This is a genomic window from Sphingomonas sp. F9_3S_D5_B_2 (genome assembly GCF_054263715.1).
In genome coordinates, this window is record NZ_JBSZFB010000004.1 from 65,426 (window position 1) to 87,764 (window position 22,339).

Here is a 22,339-nt window from a genome sequence, read left to right on the forward strand (position 1 = left end):
CGCTAACGTTCCTTCGGGCTGCCGCGCGGCTTATGGTTCTTATCGCTCCGGTACCGGCCCGATCCCGCATCAAGCACGTAAACTGCAGTCGGAACCGGTGCGCGCATCGGTCGCTCAAGGCTGCCAGGAGAATGGCATGGCGAACGACGACATTGAAACACGCGAAGACTCACCTCAACGGAGCACGTCCGGAGGGTTCAAGGCTTTCTTCGGAATCCTGATCGCCCTGCTCGTGATCGCGATCATCCTGCTCGCCAGCGGGGTCGTGAAGATGAGCCCGATCGGCGGCCCATAAGTCGCCCCAGTCAGCTGAAGCGCGCCACTTCAGACCTCTTCCTTGACCTGGGCATGGTTGAGCAGCGCGACAAAGACGACGCCGCCGATGGAATTGCCGATTAGCGCCGGAAGCAAGAAACCGAGCGCATAGCTGTCCCAGCCGATCGCGCCCTGCATCGCCGCAAAGCCAGTCTCGATGGAACCGGCGATTACGTGGCTGAACTCCCCGACCGAGATCAACCAGGTCACAGCGACGATGACCACAAACTTGGCGGAGGATGCCGCCGGCATCAGCCAGACCATCAACGCGATCAGCCAGCCGGCGAAGACGCCCTTCACCAGCACTCCAAGGAAGCCGGGCTCCGCAGCTTTCACGCCCAGTTCTGTGAATGCATGCACCGCATCAGGGCGGAACAGGTGCGGGATCGTTGCCGCAGCGGCGAACAGCAGCGTAGCGACGATGTTCGCGACGAAGACGAGGGTCCAGTAGCGCGCCACGTCTCGAACGCGGTGCGTCTTGTGCAGCACCGGCAACATCACCGTCAGCGTCGTCTCGGTAAACAGCTGCTGCCGCCCCATGGTGACGAACAGGAACCCGAGGCTGTAGCCGAATGCGGCGACAAGCTCGCGCCACGGCGCGTCGGGAAGGCTCGAGCGCAAGATGCCCTGGCCGAGCATCGAACAACCCATGGTCAGTCCGGCCGCGACCCCCGACCAGATGATCGACGAGTTCGGCCGCTCCAGCTCTTCGGTGCCTTCGAGACGGATTGCTTCGTGAACGACCTTGGCGCTGGTGCTGGATCGCTCGTCCGCCTCGCTGATCTCCTGGTTGGACAGCGGCGAAACCTGCCGTTCGTGTTCAACGATCTCCTCGCGGTCGGACATTTCGCTTTCTCCCTTTTCCGCTCGAACGCACCGCCGACGGAGGCGTTCACAGCAGGAACAGAGATCTCGAAGCGTTTTTTGCTTCGAGTCGCCGGCCGAGTCGCAGGAGAGCACCGAACACGTAAATTACTGAGGGCATGAGACTTTCGGTCGATCGTCACCGACCCGGAATGTTGACCTAAGTTGGGTTTTTCGAGCCGCAAACCGAAAATAGCGGGAACCCGAATCGGACGGCGTGCATTTTCGCAGCAAAAGTCAACAGTAAATTCAGGTGTAAAATGAAGCAGCTAGCCATTGCGCTTGCGCTGACGGGATCGTGCGTACTTGCGACAACCGTCGCCTCCACTCCCGCTTTCGCGCTCGAAACCTACGAAGCCAAAATGGAAGCCAGCGACGCCGCAGCCCAGGCGCGCATGGACATGATGGACGCCTTCGGGCCGAAGGTCCTGAAGCCCGGCCAGTACCTCTGGCGTGACGTCGAGGCCTCCGGGCCGGAACGGGTGATCGTCAGCCTGTCCGACCAGATGGCCTACTTCTATAAGGGTGATACGCTGATCGCCGCATCGACGGTGTCGAGCGGCCGCGACAGCAAGCCCACCCCGACCGGTATCTTTTCGGTTCTGAACAAGACGCCGTTCTACCGCTCGAAGAAGTACGACAACGCGGCGATGCCCTTCGCGCAGTTCTTCGATCCGGCCGGCATTGCGCTGCATGCCGGCTCGATCCCGGGCATGCCGGTGAGCCACGGCTGCGTTCACCTGCCGACCGCTTTCGCCAAGAAGCTCTACTCACAGACCCAGATCGGGACACCTGTCTACGTCGGAGCGTAAGCCCCCGCTCCGTTGAGCCGCCGGGCCGCCACAGTGCGGCCCGGCATGCCAAAAGCTCCGACTCACAAGCGTTCGATTTTCAGGGTGCGAATTGGTTCCGCGCGTTCTGTCAAGAACATGCAATAACTTTTTTGAACCCGCAGTGCATCTGGACGTTTATCCGGCAAGACACTGATCAACAAAGGTTTCGACCGTGATAAACCGGCTACTTGCGGGCGTCGCCTGTGCGGCGCTGAGCGTTATTTCTGTGCCCGCTTTCGCGGCAACCGCGACTCCCGAGGTTCCGGCACTGGCGAGTGGCGCCATGACGTCGGACCCGGCGGTCGACGCATACTACGCTTCCCGCAAAAACGCAGCCCTGTGGCTGACCCAGGGCGCGGCCAGCCCGGCGGCAACGGCGCTGATGTCCGTTCTCCAGCGCGCACCGGTCGACGGCTTCGCCAGCGGACCGGCGTTTGCCGCCGAAGCGCAGGCCCTCCTCTCCCGGGCTCAGGCGGGCGACCCGTCGGCGGCAGGCCAGGCAGATCGTCTGCTTTCAACCGCATGGGTGCACTATGTCCAGGCACTTCAGCGCCCCGCAGCCGGCATGACTTACGAGGACAATTGGGTCCGCCCGCGCACCCAGACGCCCGCGACGATCCTGCAGCTGGCCGCCGCCGCGCCGTCACTTGCCGACCATGTGCGGAGCGTCTCCGACGTGAACCCCTTCTATGCCTCGCTGCGCGACATCGCGCTGCAGCAGCTGCAGTCGACAGGGACGGCCCCCGACGCACGCGTCCTTGCAAGCCTCGATCGCGCCAGGGTGCTCCCGTCGCGCGGCCGGTTCGTTCTCGTCGACGCGGCGACGGCTCGGCTGTGGATGATCGACAACGGCCAAGTTGCCGACTCGATGAAGGTGATCGTCGGCAAGCCCGGCAGCCAGACTCCGATGCTCGCCAGCGCCATCTACGCCGCCACGCTCAATCCCTATTGGAACGTGCCCGGCGACCTGGTGCAGAAGCTGATCGCGCCGCGCGTTCTCGCGCAGGGCGTCAATTACCTGAAGGTGCATCACTACGAGCTGCTCAGCGGTTTCGGCGACGATGCGCAGCCGGTCGACGCGACGGATGTCGACTGGAAGGCGGTCGCACAAGGCAAGGCGACGATCCGCGTGCGCCAGCTGCCTGGACCAGCCAACTCGATGGGCGAAGTGAAGTTCGCCTTCCCGAACAAGTCGGGCATCTACCTCCACGACTCTCCGGAGAAGGAGCTGTTCGCGAAGAGCCAGCGCGACCTGAGCAATGGTTGCATCCGGCTCGAGGACGCAAACCGCCTCGGCCGCTGGCTGATGGGCCGCGAGCCATCGGTCGCATCGGACGAACCGGAGCAGCGCGTCTTCCTGCCCAAGCCGGTGCCGGTGTTCGTGACTTATCTCACCGCCCACGCGGACGGCGGCCAGCTGACGCTGGTGGACGACATCTATGGCCGCGACTCGCAGGAGAATGCGGGCGCACGGATGGTCGCGCTTCACTAAGCCACCCAGGCTCAGCTCGGGCTGAGTTCCTCCGCTGTCATGACGCGCCCGGCATGAAGCCGCGCAAGCTCCTCGTGGCGGCGGCGCACTTCCGGGTCCGAGGCATGTTCCGACATGCTCCGGCACTGCTCGGCGCGCAGTCGGTGATAGACCTGGTCCTCGTAGCTCATCTTGGAGCCCCCGCGTAGGACAAGCGGCAGCTGTGGGGCTGCCCAGGCGAGTGGCTTGTGTCGGTCGGTTCGCCCTGCCCTGCATCTACCAGAAACGCAGTTCGGGCGCGAATCCGGCCATCGCCTGATCCGCGCCCAAAGCGGTAACTCAAATCTTCGTGAGCCTAGATCTGGACCTCGTCCATGGTCGTCAGCTCCGGCTGCGGCAGTCCGGTCGCGGCATAGGTCTGCATCAGCTCTTCCTTGCGCGCGGCCATCTGCTCGCCAAGCGCCTTAGTGTCGATGTCGGCCTTCCGCGCCTGCGCGAAGAGGCCCTTGCCGGCCTGCTCCTCTTCCTCGACGTGATGCTCGATCTCTTCCTGGAGCACCTTTACCTTGGAGTCGAAATATTCGTCGGTCTTGCCGTTGCCGGACTCGATCTCGGCGATCAACAGCTTGGCCGCGTCATGCTCGACGAAGCTTTCCTTCAGCAGGTCTTCTTCAACCTTGCCCTTGCAGGCCGGATAAAAGATTTCCTCTTCGAGTGCCGTGTGGACCGTCAGTTCGAGGCAGATCTGGCGGGCCAGCTTTTCCTTGCGGCCGTCGCCCTTTGCGCTCTCGAATTCCTTGAACAGTTTCTCGACCGTTCGATGGTCTTCCTTGAGCAGGGTGATTCCGTCCTGGGATTTGGTCTCGGCCATGAAACAGCACTCCTTCTTTGGCGAAGGAAACCAACGCCGTGCCTTGGATGTTCCTTGGCCAGATGCGTCACGAAACTGTCACAAAAGCCGCTGTTGCGGGCTTCGACTTGAAGGCAGCCGGCTACCTCGTTTCAATCGCCAGCGTCATCCTGCTGGGCACCGTCGCGTGGCCCAAGCCGACCGACCCGCACTGGCACGTACCGGTGCTCATCGCCGGCATGGCGACGTCGATCCTCGGCATGGCCTTCCGCTACAAGGCGCACCTTCACCAGCGCCGCGAGATGAAGCGCACCAAGGCCGAAGCCCGGTCGAGCTGAAGGGGCGGACCTACTCCGTGTCGAAGGGCTTGTAGGCCTCGCGCGTGACAGTCAGTTTGTCGCCCTTGCTGCTGACCGTCTTCATCGCCTCGCCGACCTTGACCGGCCGGGTCGTCCAGCAGGTCTCGCCGTCCTTCGTCATCAGGCTGGTGAAGCAGGCCTTGCCGCCCTTGATCACCGCCGTGCCATGGTCGAGATGCTTCCCCGCGGCGGTGTAGGAACTGTAGTTCCCGTCAGCGTCGATAGACTCGACGACCTTCGTCCCGTCCTTGCCGGTGAAGCTCCAGTTGGTCTTCGTCAGCTGGAACTTCGAAGCGGCCGGAGCGGCAACGGTGATTGTGGCGGCGCACAGCGCGGTAGCAGCAGCAAGACCGATCGTCAGTCGCATAGCTTATCTCCCCTGTCGTAGGGGAGCACGACTAGCACCAACTGGCCGGCCCTGCGAGTCGACTAGACGAGTTCCACCGCCACCGCAGTTGCTTCGCCGCCGCCGATGCACAGGCTCGCGATGCCGCGCTTTGCGCCCTTCTGCTTCAGCGCATTGACGAGGGTCACGATGATCCGCGTTCCGCTGGCGCCGATCGGGTGACCGAGCGCCGTCGCGCCGCCGTGGATGTTGATCTTCTCGTGCGGGATGCCGAGGTCCTTCATCGCGAACATGGCGACACAGGCAAACGCCTCGTTGACCTCCCACAAGTCGACCTCGCCGGCCTTCCAGCCAGCCTTCTCCAGCACCTTGTGGATCGCCCCGATCGGCGCGACCGTGAACTGCGCCGGCTCCTGCGCGTGCGCTGCCGTCGCGATGATCCGGCCGACGGGCTCAAGCCCTTTTTCCCGAGCCGTGGATTCACGCGTCAGAACCACCGCGGCGGCACCGTCCGAGATCGAAGAACTGGTGGCTGCAGTGATCGTCCCTTCCTTGCTGAAGGCGGGCTTGAGCTGCGGGATCTTGTCGGGCCGGCCCCGGCCGGGCGCCTCGTCGGTGTCGACGATCGTCTCGCCGCTGCGCGACTTGATGGTGACGGGCACGATCTCATCCCCGAAGCCGCCCTTGTCGATCGCGTCCTTGGCGCGGCGCAGGCTCTCGATCGCGTAATCGTCCATCTGCTGGCGCGTGAGCTGATATTCGTCGGCGGTGCACTGGGCGAAGCTGCCCATCGCGCGGCCTTCCTCGTACGCGTCTTCCAGGCCGTCTAGGAACATGTGATCATACGCCACGTCATGGCCGATGCGCGCGCCCGAGCGGTGCTTCTTCAGCAGGTACGGCGCGTTGGTCATCGACTCCATGCCGCCCGCGACGATCACGTCGGCATTGCCGGTCCGCAGCGCCTCGTCGCCCATGATCACCGTCTGCATTCCCGATCCGCAAACCTTGTTCACCGTCGTCGCCTGGACCGATTTCGGCAGTCCGGCCTTGAGAGCCGCCTGGCGAGCGGGTGCCTGGCCGAGACCGGCCGGCAGCACGCAACCCATGTAGATGCGGTCGATGTCCTCGCCGGAGACTCCCGCCCGCTCGACAGCCGCCTTCACTGCCGTCGCGCCGAGGTCCGTCGCCGACGCGTCGGCAAGCGCGCCCTGCATGGCGCCCATCGGCGTGCGGGCGATCGAAAGGATGACGGTCGGGTCGGATGCGGTGGTGGCCATCGGTGCAGCTCCAGGGTTCGTCGTGCGAGGTGATGTTGCAGCGCACATAAGGATTCGGCTCGCCTTGTTCAAACCGCGAGGCGTCTGCTAGCGCCGCCCCGAACAGGAGACCTGAAAATGTCCGAGCCGGCGCTCGATTTCGAACTCGGCGAGATGGCCGAAGCGATCCGCGAAACGACCGAGCGCTTCGCGCGCGAGAAGATCGCGCCGATCGCCGCGGAGATCGACGAGAAAGACGAGTTCCCGCGCGCTCTCTGGCCGCAGATGGGCGAGCTCGGCCTCCACGGCATCACGGTCGACGAGGCAGACGGGGGGCTTGGCCTTGGTTACCTCGAGCATGTCGTCGCGCAGGAGGAAGTCGCCCGTGGCTCCGCTTCCGTCGGTCTTAGCTACGGCGCTCACTCCAACCTCTGCGTCAACCAGATCCGCCGCTGGGCGAACCCGGAGCAGAAGCAGCGTTTCCTGCCCAAGCTGATCAGCGGCGAGCATGTCGGCGCGCTGGCGATGAGCGAAGCCGGCGCCGGCAGCGACGTCGTCGGCATGAAGCTCAAGGCCGAAAAGAGCGGCAACGGCTACCGCCTCAACGGCACCAAGTTCTGGATCACCAACGGTGCCTACGCCGACACGCTCGTGGTTTACGCCAAGACCGGCGAGGGCAGCCGCGGGATCACCGCGTTTCTCGTCGAAAAGGGCATGGAAGGGTTCTCGATCGGGCAGAAGATCGACAAGCTCGGAATGCGCGGCAGCCCGACGAACGAACTGGTATTCGACGATTGCTTCGTCCCGCCCGAGAACGTGCTCGGCGAGGAAAACAAGGGCGTCGAAGTGCTGATGAGCGGCCTCGACTACGAGCGTACCGTACTCGCCGGAATCCAGATCGGCATCATGCAGGCGTGCCTCGACGTCGTCCTGCCCTACGTCCGCGAGCGCAAGCAGTTCGGCAAAGCCATCGGCAGCTTCCAGTTGATGCAGGCCAAGATCGCCGACATGTACGTCGCGCTCAATTCGTCACGCGCCTACGTGTACCAGGTCGCCCGCTCCTGCGATGCCGGCAAGACCACCCGCTTCGATGCAGCCGGAGCGATCCTGCTGGCATCCGAAAATGCCGTGAAGGTCGCCAACGAAGCTGTCCAGGCGCTCGGCGGCGCCGGCTACACCAAGGACTGGCCGGTCGAACGCTACTACCGCGACGCCAAGCTGCTCGACATCGGCGCGGGCACGAACGAGATCAGGCGGATGCTCATCGGGCGGGAGTTGGTTGGTAGCTGAGGGGCCGAGCGGATCGGACGACAGCAGGCATTATGTGCTTCTCGGCCAAGTGGCGGGGTCGGCGTAGGGTGAGCCGCCTACGTCCAGGTAACGTTCCCGGTTAGCCTTCCAATCCGCGCCATAGTTCCTCCGCAAGAAGATTTGGAACCGTTCGGCGGCCGCGGCCCGTTCCGCCTTGGGGATCCTGGCGTCGGCGGCGGCCAGACGTTCCAATGCGTTCAGCGCCTTCACGCTGCCCCGGAGCCGAAGGACGTTGAATGACCCACATGCGTCGCCTTGGCCGCCAAACTCAAGCCGAACGCCGGCGCGCGCGAGGCGCTTAGCCGCACTGATGAACCGCTCGTCGGCTTCACAGAGCCGCTGGATTTCCGCTCTCTTGGCGAGCAGCTCGTCCATCTCTGTCTCGGTCGGCATGGCCCGCGTACGATCGAGATAGATTTCGAAGACGATCCTCCCATCCGAAAAGTGCTGCTCATAGGTCGCCCGCCGAGTGGATAATTCGAGCAGGACGCTAGAAGGCCGCATGCTCCTGATCAGGCTCTCGACGCGAGGGTCGCTTGTGCCGTGCGGGACCAAACTTCGGTCGCCGCTGTCGTGTTTCACAACCCACCGACCTTGGCGGTTCTCCGCATAACGCCCGAGCGCATCACGGAGGTAAAGCGCCAAACCCAAAACCAGGGTTCCGGCACCAAGGAACCAAAGGAACATCAGCCTCGAAATCAGGACGAGGTAGCGAGGCACCCTCTCAGGCGGGCCTTGCGGCACGCTTGGGCAGACGAGATTATTGAATGCCTGACTCGACGGCCGCGGGAGGGGTCCCGATGCGCAGCTCCACTGCGTCAGCCCAGAGGCAACAAGAAGGATCAGCACGGCCAGCAAGATCAGTGCTTGGCTGACCGGCATTGGACCACGTTTGACCGCCATGATGACGCTGTAAGGGAGTTACTCTTGAGATGAGGTAAAGTTGATCCTCACACGCATCAAGCCCGTTCGCTGCCACCCACCCTTGCATCCGTTCCTGAAACCAAAGGAAAGTCGCTTAGCCCCAGATCTTCACACGCTGGTTCGGCGCCAGGTACAGCTTCTGCCCCGGCTGCACGTTGAACGCCGGATACCAGGCGTCGATGTTGCGCACCGTCTGCGCCCTGAACTGCTCCGGCGCGTGGCCGTTGGTGAGCACGATCTGGCGCAGCGTTTCGGGCCGGGTCTTCACCGACCATGACTGGCCGAACGCCAGGAAGAAGCGCTGATCGCCGGTATAGCCGTTGATGACCGGCGCGGGCTTGCCGTTCAGCGACGCTTTGTAGGCGTCGTAAGCGGCGCCGAGTCCTGCGACGTCAGCGATATTCTCGTTGACGGTCAGCTTGCCGTTCACGTGCAGCCCGGGCAGCGCTTCATACTGGTCGAACTGCCTGGCGAGCAGGTCGGCCTGGCTCTGGAAGTGCTTGAAGTCCGCCGGAGTCCACCAGTTGCGCATCGCGCCCGACGCATCGAACAGTGCGCCGCCCGTGTCGAAGCTGTGGCTGATCTCGTGGCCGATCGTGGCACCGATCGCGCCGTAGTTGAACGCCGGGTCCGCACTAGGATCGAAGAAGGGCTTCACCAGGATCGCGGCCGGGAAGTTGAGCGCGTTCTGCACCGGCAGATTGACGGCGTTCACAAGCTGCGGCGGCATCCACCACTCCTTGCGGTCCATAGGCTTGCCGATCTTGCTGATCTGGTAGCGATATTCCGCGAGGCTGGCGTTCTTCTGGTTGGCATAGGCGTTATCGGCCGTGATCTGCAGGCCCGAATAGTCGCGCCAGGTGTCGGGGTAGCCGACGCCGACGACGATGTTCTCGACCTTCTTCAAGGCTTCCTGCTTGGTCGGCGGGCTCATCCACCCGATCGCCTGAACACGGCGAGCGAAGGCGGCCTTGAGATTGTCGACGATGGTCTGGATTTGGGCCTTCGACGTCGCCGGGAAATACTTGTCGACATAGGCCTTGCCGACCGCGTCCTGAAGCGCGTTGCTGGTCGCGTTCAACGCGAGTGCGTCGCGCGGCCGCTGCTGCGGGGTACCCGACAGCTCGGTCCCGTAGAAGGCGAAGCTCGCATCGCGGATCGGCTTGGGAAGCACGTTGGCGCGCTGGTTCAGCGTGTGGAAGGCAAGCCAGTCCTTCCAGTTCTGCAGCGGCTCCGATCCCACCAGCGCGGCAAGCTTCGGGATCGCCGCGAAATGGTAGGCATCGAACTTCTGCACGCTGCCGAGCTGCGCGGCGTTCAGAAGCGCGCCCCAGTCGAGCCCCGGCGCCTTTTGCTCGAGCTGCTGGCGCGTCCAGACCTGGGCGCCAGTCGCGAAGTCCTCGCTCTGCTCGCGCGGCTCGTGCGCCTTCGCGATCTTCGTCTCGAGGTCCATGATGCGGTTGGTGGCGCCCTGCGGGTCGGCGTAGCCGGCGTTCTGCAGGACAGTCTGCACGTACGTCCGGTACTTGCCGAGCGTGTTCGCCATCTTCGGATCGCCGCCGAGGTAATATTGCGCGTCCGGAAGGCCGATGCCGCCCTGCATGATGTAGGGGAGCTGCTCGCCCGGAGTTGCAAGGCCCTGCGTCACGAAGATGCCGAACAGGTTCTCGGTGCGGAAGTTGGTGGAGTTCAGCGGATCGGTGTCGGCGCGCAAGGTGCTGCCGATTGCGGCGCTGAGCGCGCGCTTGTCGGCGATGCCGTTAATTGCGTCGAGGTCCCCCTTCGCCGGAGCCATCCCGGCGCGGTCGATCGCGTCGGTGTTGACGTACGCCTTGTAGTAATTGGCAATCAGCGCGTCGTTGCCGCTGGTCGGGTTCGATTTGATGATGTTGTCGAACAGCTCGCGCGTGTTCTTCTCGCGCACCTGGTCCGCGATGTAGAAGCCGCCGATCCGCGAGCGGTCAGCCGGGATCTCCGTATTCTTGACCCAGGTGCCGTCGGCGTAGCTGAAGAAATCGTCGCCGGGTTTCACCGACTTGTCCATCCACGCCGGATTGATGCCGAGGCCGTTGCCCTGCGCCTGCGCCGGAGCGCTCGCGTTGCCGTCCTGCTGCGTGTTGCATGCGGACAGCGCGATTGCCGATGCGACGATCAATAGGCCTGAACGATTCATCTGCGGCTTCTCCATAGTTGTTCGGCTAGCGCCCTGCGACCATGGGCGGCGCTTTGCAATCAATGTTGCAATCGCTAGGCGAACGGGACGGCTTTTCGACTAACGGACGACACAGGGGCATGAGCGCGCCACGCATCGACAGCAAGGTGGCGACGGACAGCGACGCGTTTCGCGACCGTTCCACGCACAATCGCGAACTCGCGCAGAAGCTGCGCGCCGATGTCGCGCGCGCAGCGCTCGGTGGCAATGAGAAGAGCCGCGCGCGTCACGTCAGCCGCGGCAAGCTGCTGCCCCGCGACCGCGTCGAGCGGCTGCTCGATCCCGGCTCGCCATTCCTCGAAATCGGCCAGCTCGCCGCCTGCGACATGTACGAGGGCGAAGTGCCCGGCGCAGGGATCATCGCCGGCATCGGCCGCGTGTCAGGCAGGCAGGTGATGATCGTCTGCAACGACGCGACGGTCAAAGGCGGCACTTACTATCCGATGACCGTCAAGAAGCACCTGCGCGCGCAGGAGATTGCCGAGCAGAACCGCCTGCCCTGCGTCTATCTGGTCGACAGCGGCGGCGCCAACCTGCCGCACCAGGCGGAAGTCTTTCCCGACCGCGACCACTTCGGCCGGATTTTCTACAACCAGGCGCAGATGTCCTCGAAGGGCATCGCGCAGATCGCCTGCGTCATGGGCAGCTGCACCGCGGGCGGCGCCTACGTTCCGGCAATGAGCGACGAGAGCGTCATCGTCCGTAACCAGGGCACGATCTTCCTCGGCGGGCCCCCGCTGGTGAAGGCGGCGACGGGCGAGGGAATCAGCGCCGAGGATCTGGGCGGCGGCGACCTCCACGCGCGCAAGAGCGGTGTCGTCGACCATCTCGCCGAGAACGACGAGCACGCGCTGACCATCGTCCGAGACATCGTCAGCACGCTGCCTGCGACGCCTACTGCGATCGACACGCGCGAACCGCGCCCGCCCCTGTTCGACTGCGAAGAACTCTACGGCATCATCCCGGAAGACGTCCGTGCCCCGTACGACGTGCACGAGATCATCGCCCGGATCGTCGACGGCAGCGAGTTCCACGAGTTCAAGCCGCTCTACGGAAGCACCCTAGTCTGCGGCTTCGCGCACATCTGGGGCATGCCCGTCGCGATCCTCGCCAACAACGGCGTCCTGTTCAGCGAGAGCGCGGTCAAGGGCGCGCACTTCATCGAGCTCGCCTGCCAGCGCCGCACGCCCTTGCTGTTCCTGCAGAACATCTCGGGCTTCATGGTCGGCGGCAAGTACGAGGCGGAGGGGATAGCCAAGCACGGCGCCAAGCTCGTCACCGCCGTCGCCACTGCGCAGGTGCCCAAGATCACTGTGCTGATCGGCGGCAGCTTCGGCGCAGGCAATTACGGCATGGCCGGCCGCGCCTACTCACCGCGCTTCCTGTTCACCTGGCCGAACAGCCGCATCAGCGTCATGGGCGGCGAGCAGGCGGCAAGCGTGCTGGCCACCGTCCACCGCGACGCCGACAGCTGGACGCCCGAGCAGGCCGAAGCCTTCAAGCAACCGATCCGCGAAACGTACGACAGTGAAGGCAATCCCTGGCACGCCACCGCGCGGCTGTGGGACGACGGCATCATCGACCCCGCCCAGACCCGCGACGTCCTCGGCCTGGCCTTCGCCGCAACGCTGAACGCGCCGATCCCCGACCGGCCGCAGTTCGGCGTGTTCAGGATGTGAGTTCGGGTTGACGGACTCTCAGACCACTGATGTTGCAACTGAGCTCGTCGTGCTCGGTCTTGGGCTGCTGCTCGGCTTGGCAACGCGACGTCGTTTCGACCTGCGTTGGCTGCTGGCGGGCATTGCCTTGCTCGTCATCAACAACCTGCTTCTCTCGCGCTTCTACGGCTTGGTCCCGCGCCTTCCCGACCTGAGCTATAATTGGACGGGCAAGGTGCTGGCGCTCGCGGGCACGTTGGCGATTGCAAGCGTGCCCATGTTCGGGTGGCGGCGTGTCGGCCTGACACTTGCGCATCGCGAAGGCAGCCTTCGAAGCGCGATTCCGGTCGCACTCTTCTATTGTGCGATCTTTGTCTTGCTCGCTTCGCTGTTTCCCGCCGACGCCGCGAAACCCGAAGATTATGCGTTCCAGCTCACGCTTCCGGGCCTAGAGGAAGAGCCCTTCTTTCGCGGCATCCTCCTGTTCGCCTTCGATCAGGCGTTCCGCGGCCGCATCCGCTTCCTGGGCGTCGACTGGGGCTGGGGCGCGGTCCTGAGCAGCGTCGCCTTCGGCCTCGTCCATGCGTTCGGCTATGGCGGCGGCGCGTTCTCGTTCGACCCGCTGTATTTCGCGCTGACGGCTGGGCCGTCGTTCGTTGCAATATGGGTCCGCTATCGCACGGGCAGCCTGTTGCTTCCCGTCATCATGCACAATTTCGGCAACTCGATCGGTCTGTTCCTATGATCACCTCAGTCATCTCGCTCTTCCTCGCGCTTGCTGCCCAGACGACCTCTGGCCGATTGCCGCGGGCGGGGCCGATCCCCGCGCCCGAGGCTCAGGAACAGGCGGTGCTGCAGCCCATCAATGCTCTGTTCGCCGGCATCGCCGCGCACGACGGCGCTGCAATCACGGCGCTTCTGATTCCAAATGGCGGCGCGAGCATCGTCACTGAAGGGCCGAACGGCTCGCGCACGGTGCAGCGTCGCACCTGGAGCGAGCTGGTTGAGCGCGTCAGCACCAGTCATGATTCGATGGAGGAGCGCCTGATCGACCCGGCAATCGAGAGCGACGGCAGCGTGGCGATGGTCTGGGGGAGCTTCGTTTTCCTCGTTAACGGCAAGCTCGATCACTGCGGCACCGATCACTTCAATTTGGTCCGCGACAGCAGCGGCTGGAAGATCGCCGACGCGAGCTGGTCAGTACGAACGACGGAATGCCCCGCCCAGTGATAAAATCTCTCCTCATCGCCAACCGCGGCGAGATCGCCTGCCGAGTGATCCGCACGGCGCGCAAGCTCGGCGTCCGAACGGTTGCCGTGTATGCCGATGCGGACGCCAAGGCCCTGCACGTGCGCATGGCGGATGAGGCGGTGCGCATCGGGCCGAGCCCGGCGCGTGAGAGCTATCTCGTCGGCGACAAGATCATCGCGGCCGCCAAGCATACCGGCGCGGAGGCAATCCACCCCGGCTACGGCTTCCTCTCCGAGAACGCCGACTTCGCTCAGGCGGTGATCGATGCCGGGCTGATCTGGGTCGGACCGAAGCCGGCGAGCATCCGCGCCATGGGCCTCAAGGACGCGGCCAAGAAGCTGATGCAGGAAGCCGGCGTTCCCGTGACCCCCGGCTATCTCGGCGAAAACCAGGACTCGGCGCACCTCAAGTCGGAAGCGGACGCGATCGGCTATCCGGTGCTGATCAAGGCGGTCGCGGGCGGCGGCGGCAAGGGCATGCGCCGGGTCGATGCTCCGGAGCAGTTCGACGACGGGCTCGACAGCGCCAAGCGCGAGGCGGCGAGCAGCTTCGGCGACGACCGCGTGCTGATCGAGAAATACGTCCTCTCCCCGCGCCACATCGAGGTGCAGGTGTTCGGCGACGGCCACGGCAACGTCGTCCATCTCTTCGAGCGCGACTGCTCGCTCCAGCGTCGTCACCAGAAGGTGATCGAGGAAGCGCCCGCTCCGGGCATGGACGAGCCGACGCGCGAGGCCGTCTGCGGGGCCGCCGTCCGCGCCGCGCAGGCGGTCAGCTACGAAGGCGCCGGCACCATCGAGTTCATCGCCGACGCAACAGAGGGCCTGCGTCCCGACCGCATCTGGTTCATGGAAATGAACACCCGCCTCCAGGTCGAGCACCCGGTCACCGAGGGGATCACCGGCCAGGACCTGGTGGAATGGCAGCTGCGGGTTGCGTCCGGCGAGCCGCTACCCAAGCGGCAGGATGAGCTGTCGATCAACGGCTGGGCGATGGAAGCAAGGCTCTACGCGGAGGACCCGGCGAAGGGGTTCCTGCCAAGTGTCGGCAAGCTCGATTACCTGCGTTTCGCGAGCGGCTCGCGTATCGAGACCGGCGTTGAGGAGGGGGATCAGGTTTCTCCATTCTATGATCCCATGATCGCGAAGATGGTCGTGCATGGACCGGATCGCGGATCGGCTCTCGAAATGCTGGCGAAGGCCTGCAGCCAGGTCATCTGCGCGCCAGTTAAGAGCAACGCATGGTTTCTCGCACGGCTCTTGCGCGACAGCTCTGTCGTCGCGGGAACGATGACGACCTCGCTCATTGCCGCCAGGGAAGACGAGTTGATCGCGCCGCCGGAGCCGAGCAGCGCGCTGCTGGAAGCCGCTGCGGATAATCTTGCGTGGAATGACGTGCCGTTCGACCAAACGGGAGTGAGCCGGATTTCGCGTGGGTTCCGGTTGAACGCTCCGCGGAAACTCGAGGTGCGACTTCGCGTGAACGGAGCCGCCCGCACTGTTGAGGCAAAGCTCGACGCCGCGTCAGATTTTCACGACCAATCCGCGCAGTGGCCGTGGCTCGGTGACTTCTACTTCGCCGACGGCGCGGCTTACCTCATCGAGGCAGATGAGGCGCGGGGCACCGGCGCATCCCACGGCACTCACGACGGCGACATCGAAGCGCCTATGCCCGGGAAGGTGACGGGGGTCGAGGTTTCGCAAGGCGAAAAGGTTGCCAAGGGACAACGCTTGCTTACGCTGGAGGCGATGAAGATGGAGCATGCGCTGACGGCGCCGTTCGACGGGACGGTGACGGAGCTTGCCGCGACGGCTGGCGCGCAGGTGACCGAGGGCACGCTGCTGGTCCGCGTCGAGCCTGAGCCGGCAACGACCTGACCTGCCGCGCGGATACGCTTCGGCGCCGGTGAGTTAAGCCTGCAAACCCATTCAAGGAGATCGGCAATGGCGAAATCGGCGACAGGCACCAAGGACCGCGAAAGCTCGAAGGCGGTGACGAAGACTTCCTCCGGCGGCTCGGAGAGTAGCAGCGGCTCCACCGACGGCTCGTCCAGCTCAAGCACGGCCGGCGCCGCCGGCGAGGCGTTCATCAAGCTGCTCCAGAGTCCCCTCGTGGCCGACCTGCTCGCCGTGGCCGCAACGGCCGCGCTCGCCGCGCTCGCCGAACATGGCTTCAGCAGCCGCGGCGCCGGCGACGACGCCGTGCGCGGCAAGCGCGCCGGCAAGGCGGTCAAGGAAGCGGGCAAGGCCGCCGCAGCAGCAATCGGCCGCCGCCTGAGCACCGAATTCGAGGAAGTCCGGAAAGCCTCGAAGCCTAAAGCCGACGCAGAAGCGTAACCTTCGCACGGCCGATCACCCGGCTCGCATCGACTTCGAACCCGGCCGCGGCGACCTCGTCGGTGCGGCCGGTTTCAACGCTCATCCAACCGCCCGGCGCCAGCCACCCTGCGCGCGCCACGGCCTCGACCACCGCGCTCCCCGATCGAGCGGCATAAGGGGGATCGGCGAAGATCACGTCGAACGGCTCCGATGCGGGCAACGCCAGCGCCGAGCCGCCGAGGATGCGAATGCGCTCCGCGGCCCCGAGCCGCTCGGCGTTTCGCCGGATGGCAGCGGCGGCTCCCCGGTCGTTCTCCACGAATGAAGCGAACGCCGCTCCTCGCGACAAGGCTTCCAGTCCCAGTGCCCCGCTCCCGGCGAACAGATCGGCGACCCGAAGCTCTTCGAAGGTGCCGAGACGGCCGGTCAGCATTGAGAACAGGGTTTCGCGAACGCGGTCGGCCGTGGGGCGTGTTCCCTGCCCCGGCGGCGCGTCGAGCGGACGTCCGCGCCACTGCCCGGCGATGATTCTCACCGCAGCGTCCTTCGGAATGCCTCCAGCTCTCCGGGTGACGCCTCGTCGACCTGGCCCGCATCGAGGCCTTCCACGGTAAAGGGCCCGTAGGAAGTCCGGATCAGGCGCGACACCTGCAGGCCCAGATGCGCCAGCACTCGCCGCACCTCGCGGTTCTTGCCCTCTGTAAGGCTCAGCTCGATCCAGCAATTGCGGCCGGTGCGCCGTTCCAGGTTCGCGTTGATCGAGCCGTAGTGCATGCCCTCGATCGTCACGCCGTCGGCGAGGTCCTCCAGCTGTGCCTGGCTGACGAGCCCGAACGCCCGCGCCCGATAAGTCCGCACCACCCCTGTCTTTGGAAGCTCGAGCTGCCGCTTCAGCGCGCCGTCGTTGGTGAGCAGCAGCAGCCCCTCCGTCATGAAATCGAGACGCCCCACCGGCATCAACCGCGGCAAGCCGGGCGGCAAGCGGTCATAGATCGTCGGCCGGCCCTTCGGATCGCTGGCGGCGGTCAACGTCGCCTGCGGCTTGTAGAAGCGGAACAGCCGCGTCTCCGCCGCGGGCCGGACGGCCTTTCCGTCGACCGTCACTCCGCTTAGATCTTCCAGCAAGGTAGCCGGCGTCGTCAGCTTTTCACCATTCAGGGCCACTCGACCCTCGGCGATCATCCGCTCGATTTCGCGGCGGGAGGCAACTCCGGCCCGAGCCATCAGCTTGGCAATCCGCTGCGGCCCACCTTCGCGTTCCCGTTGCGGCGGAGGCACGCTTCGCCGATCATGGCGGCGGCGCGGCACTGTAGCACGCTTCGTTCGTTGCGGTGGCAGAGTCATGGTGGGGTCCCGATGCTGTTCAGCAAGCCGAAGCGTGTCGTCAAGCGGATCCTTATCGTCGAGGACGAGCCGCTGACGGCTTTCGACAATGAAACGATGCTCTGCGACGCCGGTTACGAGATCGTCGGCACCTGCGACGCCTACGACAAGGCGCTCGAAGTGCTCGACAAAGGCGAGATCGACCTGATTCTCAGCGACGTCCGCCTCGCCAGCCAGCAGACCGGCATCGACCTCGCTCGCGCCGCCCAGCAGCGCGGCATCCCCACCCTGTTTGCGACCGGCCAGCCCTATCCGGAAGCGCAGACGGTCGCGATCGGCTGCCTGATGAAGCCCTACACCGACCGGCAGCTGAAAAGCGCCATCGACTGCGTCGACCGGCACCTCCAGGGCGAAGAGGTCAAACCACCCAAGGGTCTTCAGCTGTTCACGCGGGAATAGCCGGACTAGCCAGCCGCCGAGCGACTGCTAACATCAGATCCCGACCGATCTGGAGTAGCGAATGGCAAGTGCAGCTGAGGATTCACGCGGATGGCGTAGCGCTCTGCCGGCAGGAGTGCGGCCCTACACGGAGGCGGCGCCGCTAGCCTCGCTGTTCCTCGGCATGTCGTCCGGCTTCCCCTATGCGATGATCGGCGCGACGCTGACCACGCGGCTGAAGCAGGGCGGAATCGACAAGTCGACGATCACCGCATTCACGCTGGTATTCCTCGCGTACAATTTCAAATTCCTTTGGGCGTGGATCGTCGATGGCGTCCGGCTGCCGGTCATCGGCCGTCTGGGGCAGCGCGTCTCGTGGATGCTCGTGACCGGAGCGCTGGTCATTGCCGCGGTTGCGAACCTCGCCTTCGCTAGCCCGGCCAACGGTGTCGGCTCCATTGTCACCGCCGCAATCCTCGTCGGGATTGCGGGGGCCAGCTTCGATATCGTCATCGATGCCTACCGCATCGAAATTCTTGAACCGCGCCAGCTCGGCGTCGGCTCAGGGATGTCGCAATATGGCTGGCGGATCGGCTCGGCAGGCGCGGGCGCCATCGCACTGGTCGTCGCCGCCCGATCCGGCTGGACGGCCGCTTATCTCGCCTGTGCGGCACTCGCCCTCCCCGCAATGCTCACCGCCCTCGTCATGGGCGAGCCGCAACGCCGCCGCGAACGCGCCCGCACCAAAGGGGTCAGCGATGCGGTCGCAGCAGTCTGGCGCCCGTTCCTGGAGTTCTTCCAGCGCAAGGGCGCCTTCCTCGTCCTGCTGTTCATCCTGCTGCACAAGATCGGGGACACGCTGGCGAACCTTACCTTCCGCCTCCTTTTTGACGATCTGAAGTTCACGAATGACGAGATCGCGCTTTACGACGTCGGCGTCGGCTTCTGGGCCTATCTCGTCGGCATCTTCATCGGCGGCATTCTCTACGCTCAGCTTGGCATGAAGCGGTCGGTCCTGATCAGCCTGATCCTGATGGGCGTATCGAACTTCGGCTTCGCGCTGCTGGCGATGAGCGGTCACAGCAATCTCGGCATGGCAGCCGCGATCGGCTTCGAGAACACGGCTAGCGGCGTGGGCGGCGTTTGCGTGGTCGCGTACTTCTCGGCGCTCTGCGACCTTCGGTTCACGGCCTCGCAATATGCGCTGATCTCGGCAGCGGCGAGCATCGTCGGACGCTTCCTGACCGGCACCACGGCGGGAGCGCTGATCGACAACATGGGCTATGTGAACTTCTACCTGCTGACGACGGCGGCTGCCGTCCCCGGCATCGTATTGTTCTGGTTCATGATGCGGGCCGGCCTGATCGACCAGTCGATCGGCAGCGCGGGCGTTTCAGGCAGCGGCGACGTTCGGGCGGAGCATCCGGACGAGGAAACCGGCCGGCCCGTTCAGTCCGGCACCTGATCGTTTTCGGCAAGGACCGATCCCGCGAGGTACAGCGACCCGAAGATCAGCACCCGCGCATCCGCGGGGGTGGCGGCGAGTGCGTCGGCAACGTCGTCATGCATCTCGGCGGTGAAGCCGAGCTCGCCGGCAATCTCGACCAGCTCGTGAGAGTCGAAGCAGGCGTGATCGGGGATCGGCACAGCATGGATGTGCGCCGCGACTCCGCGGAACGGCTGCAGCATCCCCGGCGGGTCCTTGGTCGCCAGGCTCGCGAATACCATGTGCAGCGGCTTCCCATCCGCCCAGGCGCGCCGGGCGAATGACGCGACCTGCCGCGCGGCAGACGGGTTGTGCCCGCCGTCGAGCCAGACCTCGCGGTCGCCGACCAACGGACCGGGCGCCAGATGCTGAAGCCGCGCCGGCCAGTCGGCCCAGCCCATCGCCGCAACCAGCGCAGCCGTCGGCACGCGCAAGCGGTCCTGGTGCCGAAGCATGGCGACGGCGAGCGCCGCGTTCATCGACTGGTGACGTCCCAGCAATCGCGGAATGGGCAGAACGAGCGCACCGCGTTCGTCGCGGTAGCGGAGCTTGCCGGAGCTGACGATCGCGTCCCACTTGCCGCCTCGCGGGAGCCAGACGGTCCCTGCCTGCGCCGCAACTTCCGAAACGCGCGAGCCGACCGCCGGCGGGTAGAGTTGCGTGATCAGCGGAGCGCCGGGCTTGGCGATGGCGGCCTTCTCCGCGCCGATATCCGGCAGCCGGTCGCCGAGAAATTGCTGGTGGTCGAGGGCGAGGTTGGCGATGCCGGTGACCAGCGGATGGTCGATGACGTTGGTGGCGTCGAGCCGGCCGCCAAGCCCGACCTCCAGGATGCACGCGTCCGCAGCCGTGCGCGCGAACGCAAGGATCGCAGCTGCGGCGGCCACCTCGAAGAAGCTCGGTTCATTTCCCGCGCCGACATCCACGACTTCGGCGAGCAGCGCGGCGAGCGTCTCGTCGTCGATCAGGCGTCCCGCGACACGGATGCGCTCGTTGAAGCGGACCAGGTGCGGGCTGGTGAAAACGTGGACGCTGTGCCCCGACGCCTCAAGCGCCGCGCGAAGGAAGGCACAGGTCGAACCCTTGCCGTTGGTCCCGGCGACGTGGAACACCGGTGGCAGCCGATCCTGCGGACGTCCAAGCCGTTCGAGAAGTTCACGGATGCGGTCGAGGCCCAATCGATCGCCGGCTGGAGACAGCTTCGCGAGGCGGTCGAGCTGCGCCTGAACGTCACGGTTCGAGGAGCGGGCGAAATCCATTGAGTGCCGCCGCGGACGTCAGGCCGCTTGCGCGGTCTCCGGAGCAAGATAGCCGATCAGTAAGGCGAGCTTCTGCTTCAGCTCGCCGCGCGGAACGACCATGTCGATCATCCCGTGCTCGAGCAGATATTCGGCCCGCTGGAAGCCCTCGGGCAGCTTCTCGCGGATGGTCTGTTCGATGACGCGCTGGCCGGCGAACCCGATCAATGCTCCTGGCTCGGCAAGCTGCACGTCGCCGAGCATCGCGTAGGAAGCCGTGACGCCGCCGGTCGTCGGATCGGTCAACACGACGATGTAGGGCAGCCCCGCTTCCTTCAGCTCATCGAGTGCGACCGTGCTGCGCGGCATCTGCATCAGGCTGAGAATGCCCTCCTGCATGCGCGCGCCACCGGCCGCCGTGAACAGGATGTACGGGCAGTTGTCGGCGATTGCCGCGCGAACGCCGGCGACGAAGGCCGCACCCACGGCGATGCCCATCGATCCTGCCATGAACGCGAAGTCCTGGACACCGACGATCGCCGCCTGCCCTTCGATCTTGCCCCGCGCGTTAAGGAGCGCGTCGCGCTCGCCGGTCGTCGTTCGGGCGGTCTTGAGCCGGTCGACGTAGCGCTTGCTGTCGCGGAAACGCAGCGGATCCTCGCGCACGTCGGGCGCGGGCAGAAGCTCATAGGCCGCGGCGTCAAACAGCTGCTCGAACCGCTGCTTGGGACCGATCCGGTCGTGGAAGTCGCAGCGCGGGCAGACGCTGTAATTCTCTTCCCATTCCTTGAGGAACACCATCGTCCCGCAACGGCTGCACTTGTGCCACAGGTTCTCCACCGTCTGCCGCTTGGGCAGGAAGGGAATGCCGCTCTTCACTCGGCTGAGCCAGCTCATCGTGAGGTCCCCATCTCTTGGCTTTCGAGAGCAAGGCTCTCGGCGATTTCGCCGATCGCCCGCTCCGGGTCCGCAGCGCCCGTGATAGGCCGCCCTATCACCAGGATCGAGGCGCCTGCGTCGAGCGCCTGTCGGGGCGTCACGACCCGTTTCTGATCCCCGACCTCGCCGCCGGCCGGACGCACTCCCGGAACGACGAAGACTCCGTCGCCCCATGCATCCCGCGCGGCGGCGACTTCGGCTCCCGAGCACACGATCCCGTCGACGCCGGACCCGCGTGCGAGCGCCGCTAGCCGTGCCACCTGCTCCGCCGGGGACGACTGCACGCCCGTCGCTGCAAGGTCCGCCTGGTCGAGACTGGTGAGCAGCGTCACTGCAACCACCTTGGTGTCCGGGTCAGCCGCAGCCTTCGCGGCCGCAAGCATCGCCCTGCCGCCGGCGGCATGCACTGTCAGCACTGCGGGCCGCAACGGCGCGAGTGCGTCCACGGCCTTCGCCACCGTGTTCGGAATGTCGTGAAGCTTGACGTCGAGGAACACCGGCAGCCCCGCTTCCGAAAGCCGCGCGACGCCGTCAGGTCCGTTGGCGGAGAAGAACTCAAGGCCGAGCTTCAGTCCCCCGGCATGCTCGCGAACCGCGCGGGCAAGCGTCTCGGCCCTGACGATGTCAGGCGTGTCGATGGCGACGAAGATGGGCTTCACAGCGCCGGCTCCGCTTCATCGACAGGCACTGCGGCGGGCGCAACGGCCATCGTGCGCTGGCGATCCAGCGCTTCGACGCGACGCCGAAGCGTCCAGATCCGCGCCCGCATCATCAGCCAGGTCGGCAGCCATCCGATGACGAAACCGACGAAGACCAGCATTGGCAGCTTGGTCTCGGCCTGGATGTCAGTCCAAAGGTTCAGGGTTACGGGGTTCCAGTTGGTCCAGGCGAACAGCGCGACCAGGACCGCGACGAGAACCCAGAAGAGGGTCTTGAGGAATTGCATT

The 22,339-nt window shown here is 65.2% G+C and carries 25 protein-coding genes; 12 read left to right on the forward strand and 13 right to left on the reverse strand.

All coding sequences use genetic code 11. The features are described 5' to 3' along the window. The first annotated feature begins 136 nt into the window (after positions 1-136). Positions 137-295, forward strand: coding sequence for a hypothetical protein (locus tag ACUXST_RS11495; RefSeq protein WP_458390126.1), 159 nt, complete (start codon positions 137-139; stop codon positions 293-295). 29 nt (positions 296-324) lie between these two features. Here the strand turns inward: ACUXST_RS11495 and ACUXST_RS11500 are convergent, their stop codons facing one another. Further along, positions 325-1,161: a formate/nitrite transporter family protein gene (locus tag ACUXST_RS11500; protein WP_458390127.1), complete on the reverse strand. Its 837-nt coding sequence runs from the start codon at positions 1,159-1,161 to the stop codon at positions 325-327. A 278-nt stretch (positions 1,162-1,439) separates the two neighbouring features. On the opposite strand from ACUXST_RS11500, the gene ACUXST_RS11505 reads away from it, so the two are divergent. Together ACUXST_RS11505 and ACUXST_RS11510 are read left to right on the forward strand one after the other, a co-directional pair. Next, positions 1,440-1,991 (forward strand): L,D-transpeptidase family protein, encoded by a 552-nt coding sequence (locus ACUXST_RS11505; protein WP_458390128.1) that lies wholly within the window; start codon positions 1,440-1,442, stop codon positions 1,989-1,991. A 247-nt stretch (positions 1,992-2,238) separates the two neighbouring features. Beyond that, positions 2,239-3,504, forward strand: a complete 1,266-nt coding sequence (locus tag ACUXST_RS11510) for a L,D-transpeptidase family protein (RefSeq protein WP_458390129.1) — start codon at positions 2,239-2,241, stop codon at positions 3,502-3,504. A gap of 11 nt (positions 3,505-3,515) precedes the next feature. Here ACUXST_RS11510 and ACUXST_RS11515 read toward each other — a convergent pair whose 3' ends face one another. Together ACUXST_RS11515 and ACUXST_RS11520 are read right to left on the reverse strand one after the other, a co-directional pair. Continuing rightward, on the reverse strand, positions 3,516-3,674 hold the full coding sequence (locus ACUXST_RS11515) for a hypothetical protein (protein ID WP_458390130.1): 159 nt from the start codon (positions 3,672-3,674) through the stop codon (positions 3,516-3,518). Positions 3,675-3,838: 164 nt separating this feature from the next. Further along, positions 3,839-4,354 (reverse strand): hemerythrin domain-containing protein, encoded by a 516-nt coding sequence (locus tag ACUXST_RS11520; RefSeq protein ID WP_458390131.1) that lies wholly within the window; start codon positions 4,352-4,354, stop codon positions 3,839-3,841. Between the two features lie 38 nt (positions 4,355-4,392). On the opposite strand from ACUXST_RS11520, the gene ACUXST_RS11525 reads away from it, so the two are divergent. Beyond that, positions 4,393-4,671: a hypothetical protein gene (locus ACUXST_RS11525; RefSeq protein ID WP_458390132.1), complete on the forward strand. Its 279-nt coding sequence runs from the start codon at positions 4,393-4,395 to the stop codon at positions 4,669-4,671. 10 nt (positions 4,672-4,681) lie between these two features. Here ACUXST_RS11525 and ACUXST_RS11530 read toward each other — a convergent pair whose 3' ends face one another. Both ACUXST_RS11530 and ACUXST_RS11535 read right to left on the reverse strand, forming a co-directional pair. After that, entirely contained in the window at positions 4,682-5,059 is a 378-nt protein-coding gene (locus ACUXST_RS11530) for a hypothetical protein (RefSeq protein WP_458390133.1), read from the reverse strand. Positions 5,060-5,121: 62 nt separating this feature from the next. Next, positions 5,122-6,315, reverse strand: coding sequence for an acetyl-CoA C-acyltransferase (locus ACUXST_RS11535; RefSeq protein ID WP_458390134.1), 1,194 nt, complete (start codon positions 6,313-6,315; stop codon positions 5,122-5,124). Between the two features lie 117 nt (positions 6,316-6,432). Here ACUXST_RS11535 and ACUXST_RS11540 point away from each other — a divergent pair, with 117 nt between their 5' ends. Beyond that, a complete protein-coding gene (locus ACUXST_RS11540; protein WP_458390135.1) occupies positions 6,433-7,584 on the forward strand; it encodes an acyl-CoA dehydrogenase family protein in 1,152 nt (383 codons plus the stop codon). A gap of 30 nt (positions 7,585-7,614) precedes the next feature. Here ACUXST_RS11540 and ACUXST_RS11545 read toward each other — a convergent pair whose 3' ends face one another. Then, a complete protein-coding gene (locus ACUXST_RS11545) occupies positions 7,615-8,109 on the reverse strand; it encodes a hypothetical protein (RefSeq protein ID WP_458390136.1) in 495 nt (164 codons plus the stop codon). 514 nt (positions 8,110-8,623) lie between these two features. Continuing rightward, positions 8,624-10,702, reverse strand: a complete 2,079-nt coding sequence (locus ACUXST_RS11550) for a M13 family metallopeptidase (protein ID WP_458390137.1) — start codon at positions 10,700-10,702, stop codon at positions 8,624-8,626. Between the two features lie 119 nt (positions 10,703-10,821). Here ACUXST_RS11550 and ACUXST_RS11555 point away from each other — a divergent pair, with 119 nt between their 5' ends. From ACUXST_RS11555 to ACUXST_RS11575, 5 genes are all read left to right on the forward strand, one after another. Continuing rightward, positions 10,822-12,420, forward strand: coding sequence for a carboxyl transferase domain-containing protein (locus tag ACUXST_RS11555; RefSeq protein WP_458390138.1), 1,599 nt, complete (start codon positions 10,822-10,824; stop codon positions 12,418-12,420). Positions 12,421-12,427: 7 nt separating this feature from the next. Beyond that, positions 12,428-13,144 carry a CPBP family intramembrane glutamic endopeptidase, BDIM_20840 family gene (locus tag ACUXST_RS11560; protein ID WP_458390139.1) on the forward strand — a complete coding sequence of 239 codons (717 nt, stop codon included), beginning with the start codon at positions 12,428-12,430 and terminating at the stop codon, positions 13,142-13,144. Beyond that, positions 13,141-13,629, forward strand: a complete 489-nt coding sequence (locus tag ACUXST_RS11565; protein WP_458390140.1) for a nuclear transport factor 2 family protein — start codon at positions 13,141-13,143, stop codon at positions 13,627-13,629. The genes ACUXST_RS11560 and ACUXST_RS11565 overlap by 4 nt, the downstream gene beginning before the upstream one ends. After that, positions 13,626-15,527 carry an acetyl/propionyl/methylcrotonyl-CoA carboxylase subunit alpha gene (locus tag ACUXST_RS11570; RefSeq protein WP_458390141.1) on the forward strand — a complete coding sequence of 634 codons (1,902 nt, stop codon included), beginning with the start codon at positions 13,626-13,628 and terminating at the stop codon, positions 15,525-15,527. Before ACUXST_RS11565 ends, ACUXST_RS11570 begins: the two co-directional genes overlap by 4 nt. A 66-nt stretch (positions 15,528-15,593) precedes the next feature. Further along, positions 15,594-15,986, forward strand: a complete 393-nt coding sequence (locus tag ACUXST_RS11575; protein ID WP_458390142.1) for a hypothetical protein — start codon at positions 15,594-15,596, stop codon at positions 15,984-15,986. Here ACUXST_RS11575 and rsmD read toward each other — a convergent pair. After that, positions 15,964-16,503, reverse strand: a complete 540-nt coding sequence (rsmD, locus tag ACUXST_RS11580) for a 16S rRNA (guanine(966)-N(2))-methyltransferase RsmD (protein WP_458390143.1) — start codon at positions 16,501-16,503, stop codon at positions 15,964-15,966. The genes ACUXST_RS11575 and rsmD overlap by 23 nt on opposite strands. After that, a complete protein-coding gene (locus ACUXST_RS11585; RefSeq protein ID WP_458390144.1) occupies positions 16,500-17,312 on the reverse strand; it encodes a pseudouridine synthase in 813 nt (270 codons plus the stop codon). Before ACUXST_RS11585 ends, rsmD begins: the two co-directional genes overlap by 4 nt. Before the next feature lie 12 nt (positions 17,313-17,324). On the opposite strand from ACUXST_RS11585, the gene ACUXST_RS11590 reads away from it, so the two are divergent. Both ACUXST_RS11590 and ACUXST_RS11595 read left to right on the forward strand, forming a co-directional pair. Then, complete coding sequence (locus ACUXST_RS11590) at positions 17,325-17,750, forward strand: response regulator (protein WP_458390145.1); 426 nt, start codon at positions 17,325-17,327, stop codon at positions 17,748-17,750. A 61-nt stretch (positions 17,751-17,811) separates the two neighbouring features. Continuing rightward, positions 17,812-19,194, forward strand: coding sequence for an AmpG family muropeptide MFS transporter (locus ACUXST_RS11595; protein ID WP_458390146.1), 1,383 nt, complete (start codon positions 17,812-17,814; stop codon positions 19,192-19,194). On the opposite strand, the gene ACUXST_RS11600 is transcribed toward ACUXST_RS11595, so the two are convergent. From ACUXST_RS11600 to ACUXST_RS11615, 4 genes are read right to left on the reverse strand one after another with little or no spacing between them, the layout of a single operon-like run. After that, positions 19,179-20,474, reverse strand: a complete 1,296-nt coding sequence (locus tag ACUXST_RS11600) for a bifunctional folylpolyglutamate synthase/dihydrofolate synthase (RefSeq protein ID WP_458390147.1) — start codon at positions 20,472-20,474, stop codon at positions 19,179-19,181. The two genes, ACUXST_RS11595 and ACUXST_RS11600, sit on opposite strands and share 16 nt — an antisense overlap. 18 nt (positions 20,475-20,492) lie before the next feature. Next, positions 20,493-21,350 (reverse strand): acetyl-CoA carboxylase, carboxyltransferase subunit beta, encoded by an 858-nt coding sequence (accD, locus tag ACUXST_RS11605; RefSeq protein WP_458390148.1) that lies wholly within the window; start codon positions 21,348-21,350, stop codon positions 20,493-20,495. Beyond that, positions 21,347-22,051, reverse strand: a complete 705-nt coding sequence (pyrF, locus tag ACUXST_RS11610; protein WP_458390149.1) for an orotidine-5'-phosphate decarboxylase — start codon at positions 22,049-22,051, stop codon at positions 21,347-21,349. The genes accD and pyrF overlap by 4 nt, the downstream gene beginning before the upstream one ends. Next, complete coding sequence (locus ACUXST_RS11615; protein ID WP_458390150.1) at positions 22,048-22,338, reverse strand: lipopolysaccharide assembly protein LapA domain-containing protein; 291 nt, start codon at positions 22,336-22,338, stop codon at positions 22,048-22,050. The genes pyrF and ACUXST_RS11615 overlap by 4 nt, the downstream gene beginning before the upstream one ends. Between the last annotated feature and the right edge of the window lies 1 nt (position 22,339).

Coding starts and splice junctions, on each gene's coding strand:
- ACUXST_RS11495 (WP_458390126.1), top strand. CDS start 137: ATGGCGAACGACGACATTGAAACACGCGAAGACTCACCTCAACGGAGC.
- ACUXST_RS11500 (WP_458390127.1), bottom strand. CDS start 1,161: ATGTCCGACCGCGAGGAGATCGTTGAACACGAACGGCAGGTTTCGCCG.
- ACUXST_RS11505 (WP_458390128.1), top strand. CDS start 1,440: ATGAAGCAGCTAGCCATTGCGCTTGCGCTGACGGGATCGTGCGTACTT.
- ACUXST_RS11515 (WP_458390130.1), bottom strand. CDS start 3,674: ATGAGCTACGAGGACCAGGTCTATCACCGACTGCGCGCCGAGCAGTGC.
- ACUXST_RS11520 (WP_458390131.1), bottom strand. CDS start 4,354: ATGGCCGAGACCAAATCCCAGGACGGAATCACCCTGCTCAAGGAAGAC.
- ACUXST_RS11530 (WP_458390133.1), bottom strand. CDS start 5,059: ATGCGACTGACGATCGGTCTTGCTGCTGCTACCGCGCTGTGCGCCGCC.
- ACUXST_RS11535 (WP_458390134.1), bottom strand. CDS start 6,315: ATGGCCACCACCGCATCCGACCCGACCGTCATCCTTTCGATCGCCCGC.
- ACUXST_RS11540 (WP_458390135.1), top strand. CDS start 6,433: ATGTCCGAGCCGGCGCTCGATTTCGAACTCGGCGAGATGGCCGAAGCG.
- ACUXST_RS11545 (WP_458390136.1), bottom strand. CDS start 8,109: ATGCGGCCTTCTAGCGTCCTGCTCGAATTATCCACTCGGCGGGCGACC.
- ACUXST_RS11550 (WP_458390137.1), bottom strand. CDS start 10,702: ATGAATCGTTCAGGCCTATTGATCGTCGCATCGGCAATCGCGCTGTCC.
- ACUXST_RS11555 (WP_458390138.1), top strand. CDS start 10,822: ATGAGCGCGCCACGCATCGACAGCAAGGTGGCGACGGACAGCGACGCG.
- ACUXST_RS11565 (WP_458390140.1), top strand. CDS start 13,141: ATGATCACCTCAGTCATCTCGCTCTTCCTCGCGCTTGCTGCCCAGACG.
- ACUXST_RS11575 (WP_458390142.1), top strand. CDS start 15,594: ATGGCGAAATCGGCGACAGGCACCAAGGACCGCGAAAGCTCGAAGGCG.
- ACUXST_RS11585 (WP_458390144.1), bottom strand. CDS start 17,312: ATGACTCTGCCACCGCAACGAACGAAGCGTGCTACAGTGCCGCGCCGC.
- ACUXST_RS11590 (WP_458390145.1), top strand. CDS start 17,325: ATGCTGTTCAGCAAGCCGAAGCGTGTCGTCAAGCGGATCCTTATCGTC.
- ACUXST_RS11595 (WP_458390146.1), top strand. CDS start 17,812: ATGGCAAGTGCAGCTGAGGATTCACGCGGATGGCGTAGCGCTCTGCCG.
- ACUXST_RS11600 (WP_458390147.1), bottom strand. CDS start 20,474: ATGGATTTCGCCCGCTCCTCGAACCGTGACGTTCAGGCGCAGCTCGAC.
- accD (WP_458390148.1), bottom strand. CDS start 21,350: ATGAGCTGGCTCAGCCGAGTGAAGAGCGGCATTCCCTTCCTGCCCAAG.
- ACUXST_RS11615 (WP_458390150.1), bottom strand. CDS start 22,338: ATGCAATTCCTCAAGACCCTCTTCTGGGTTCTCGTCGCGGTCCTGGTC.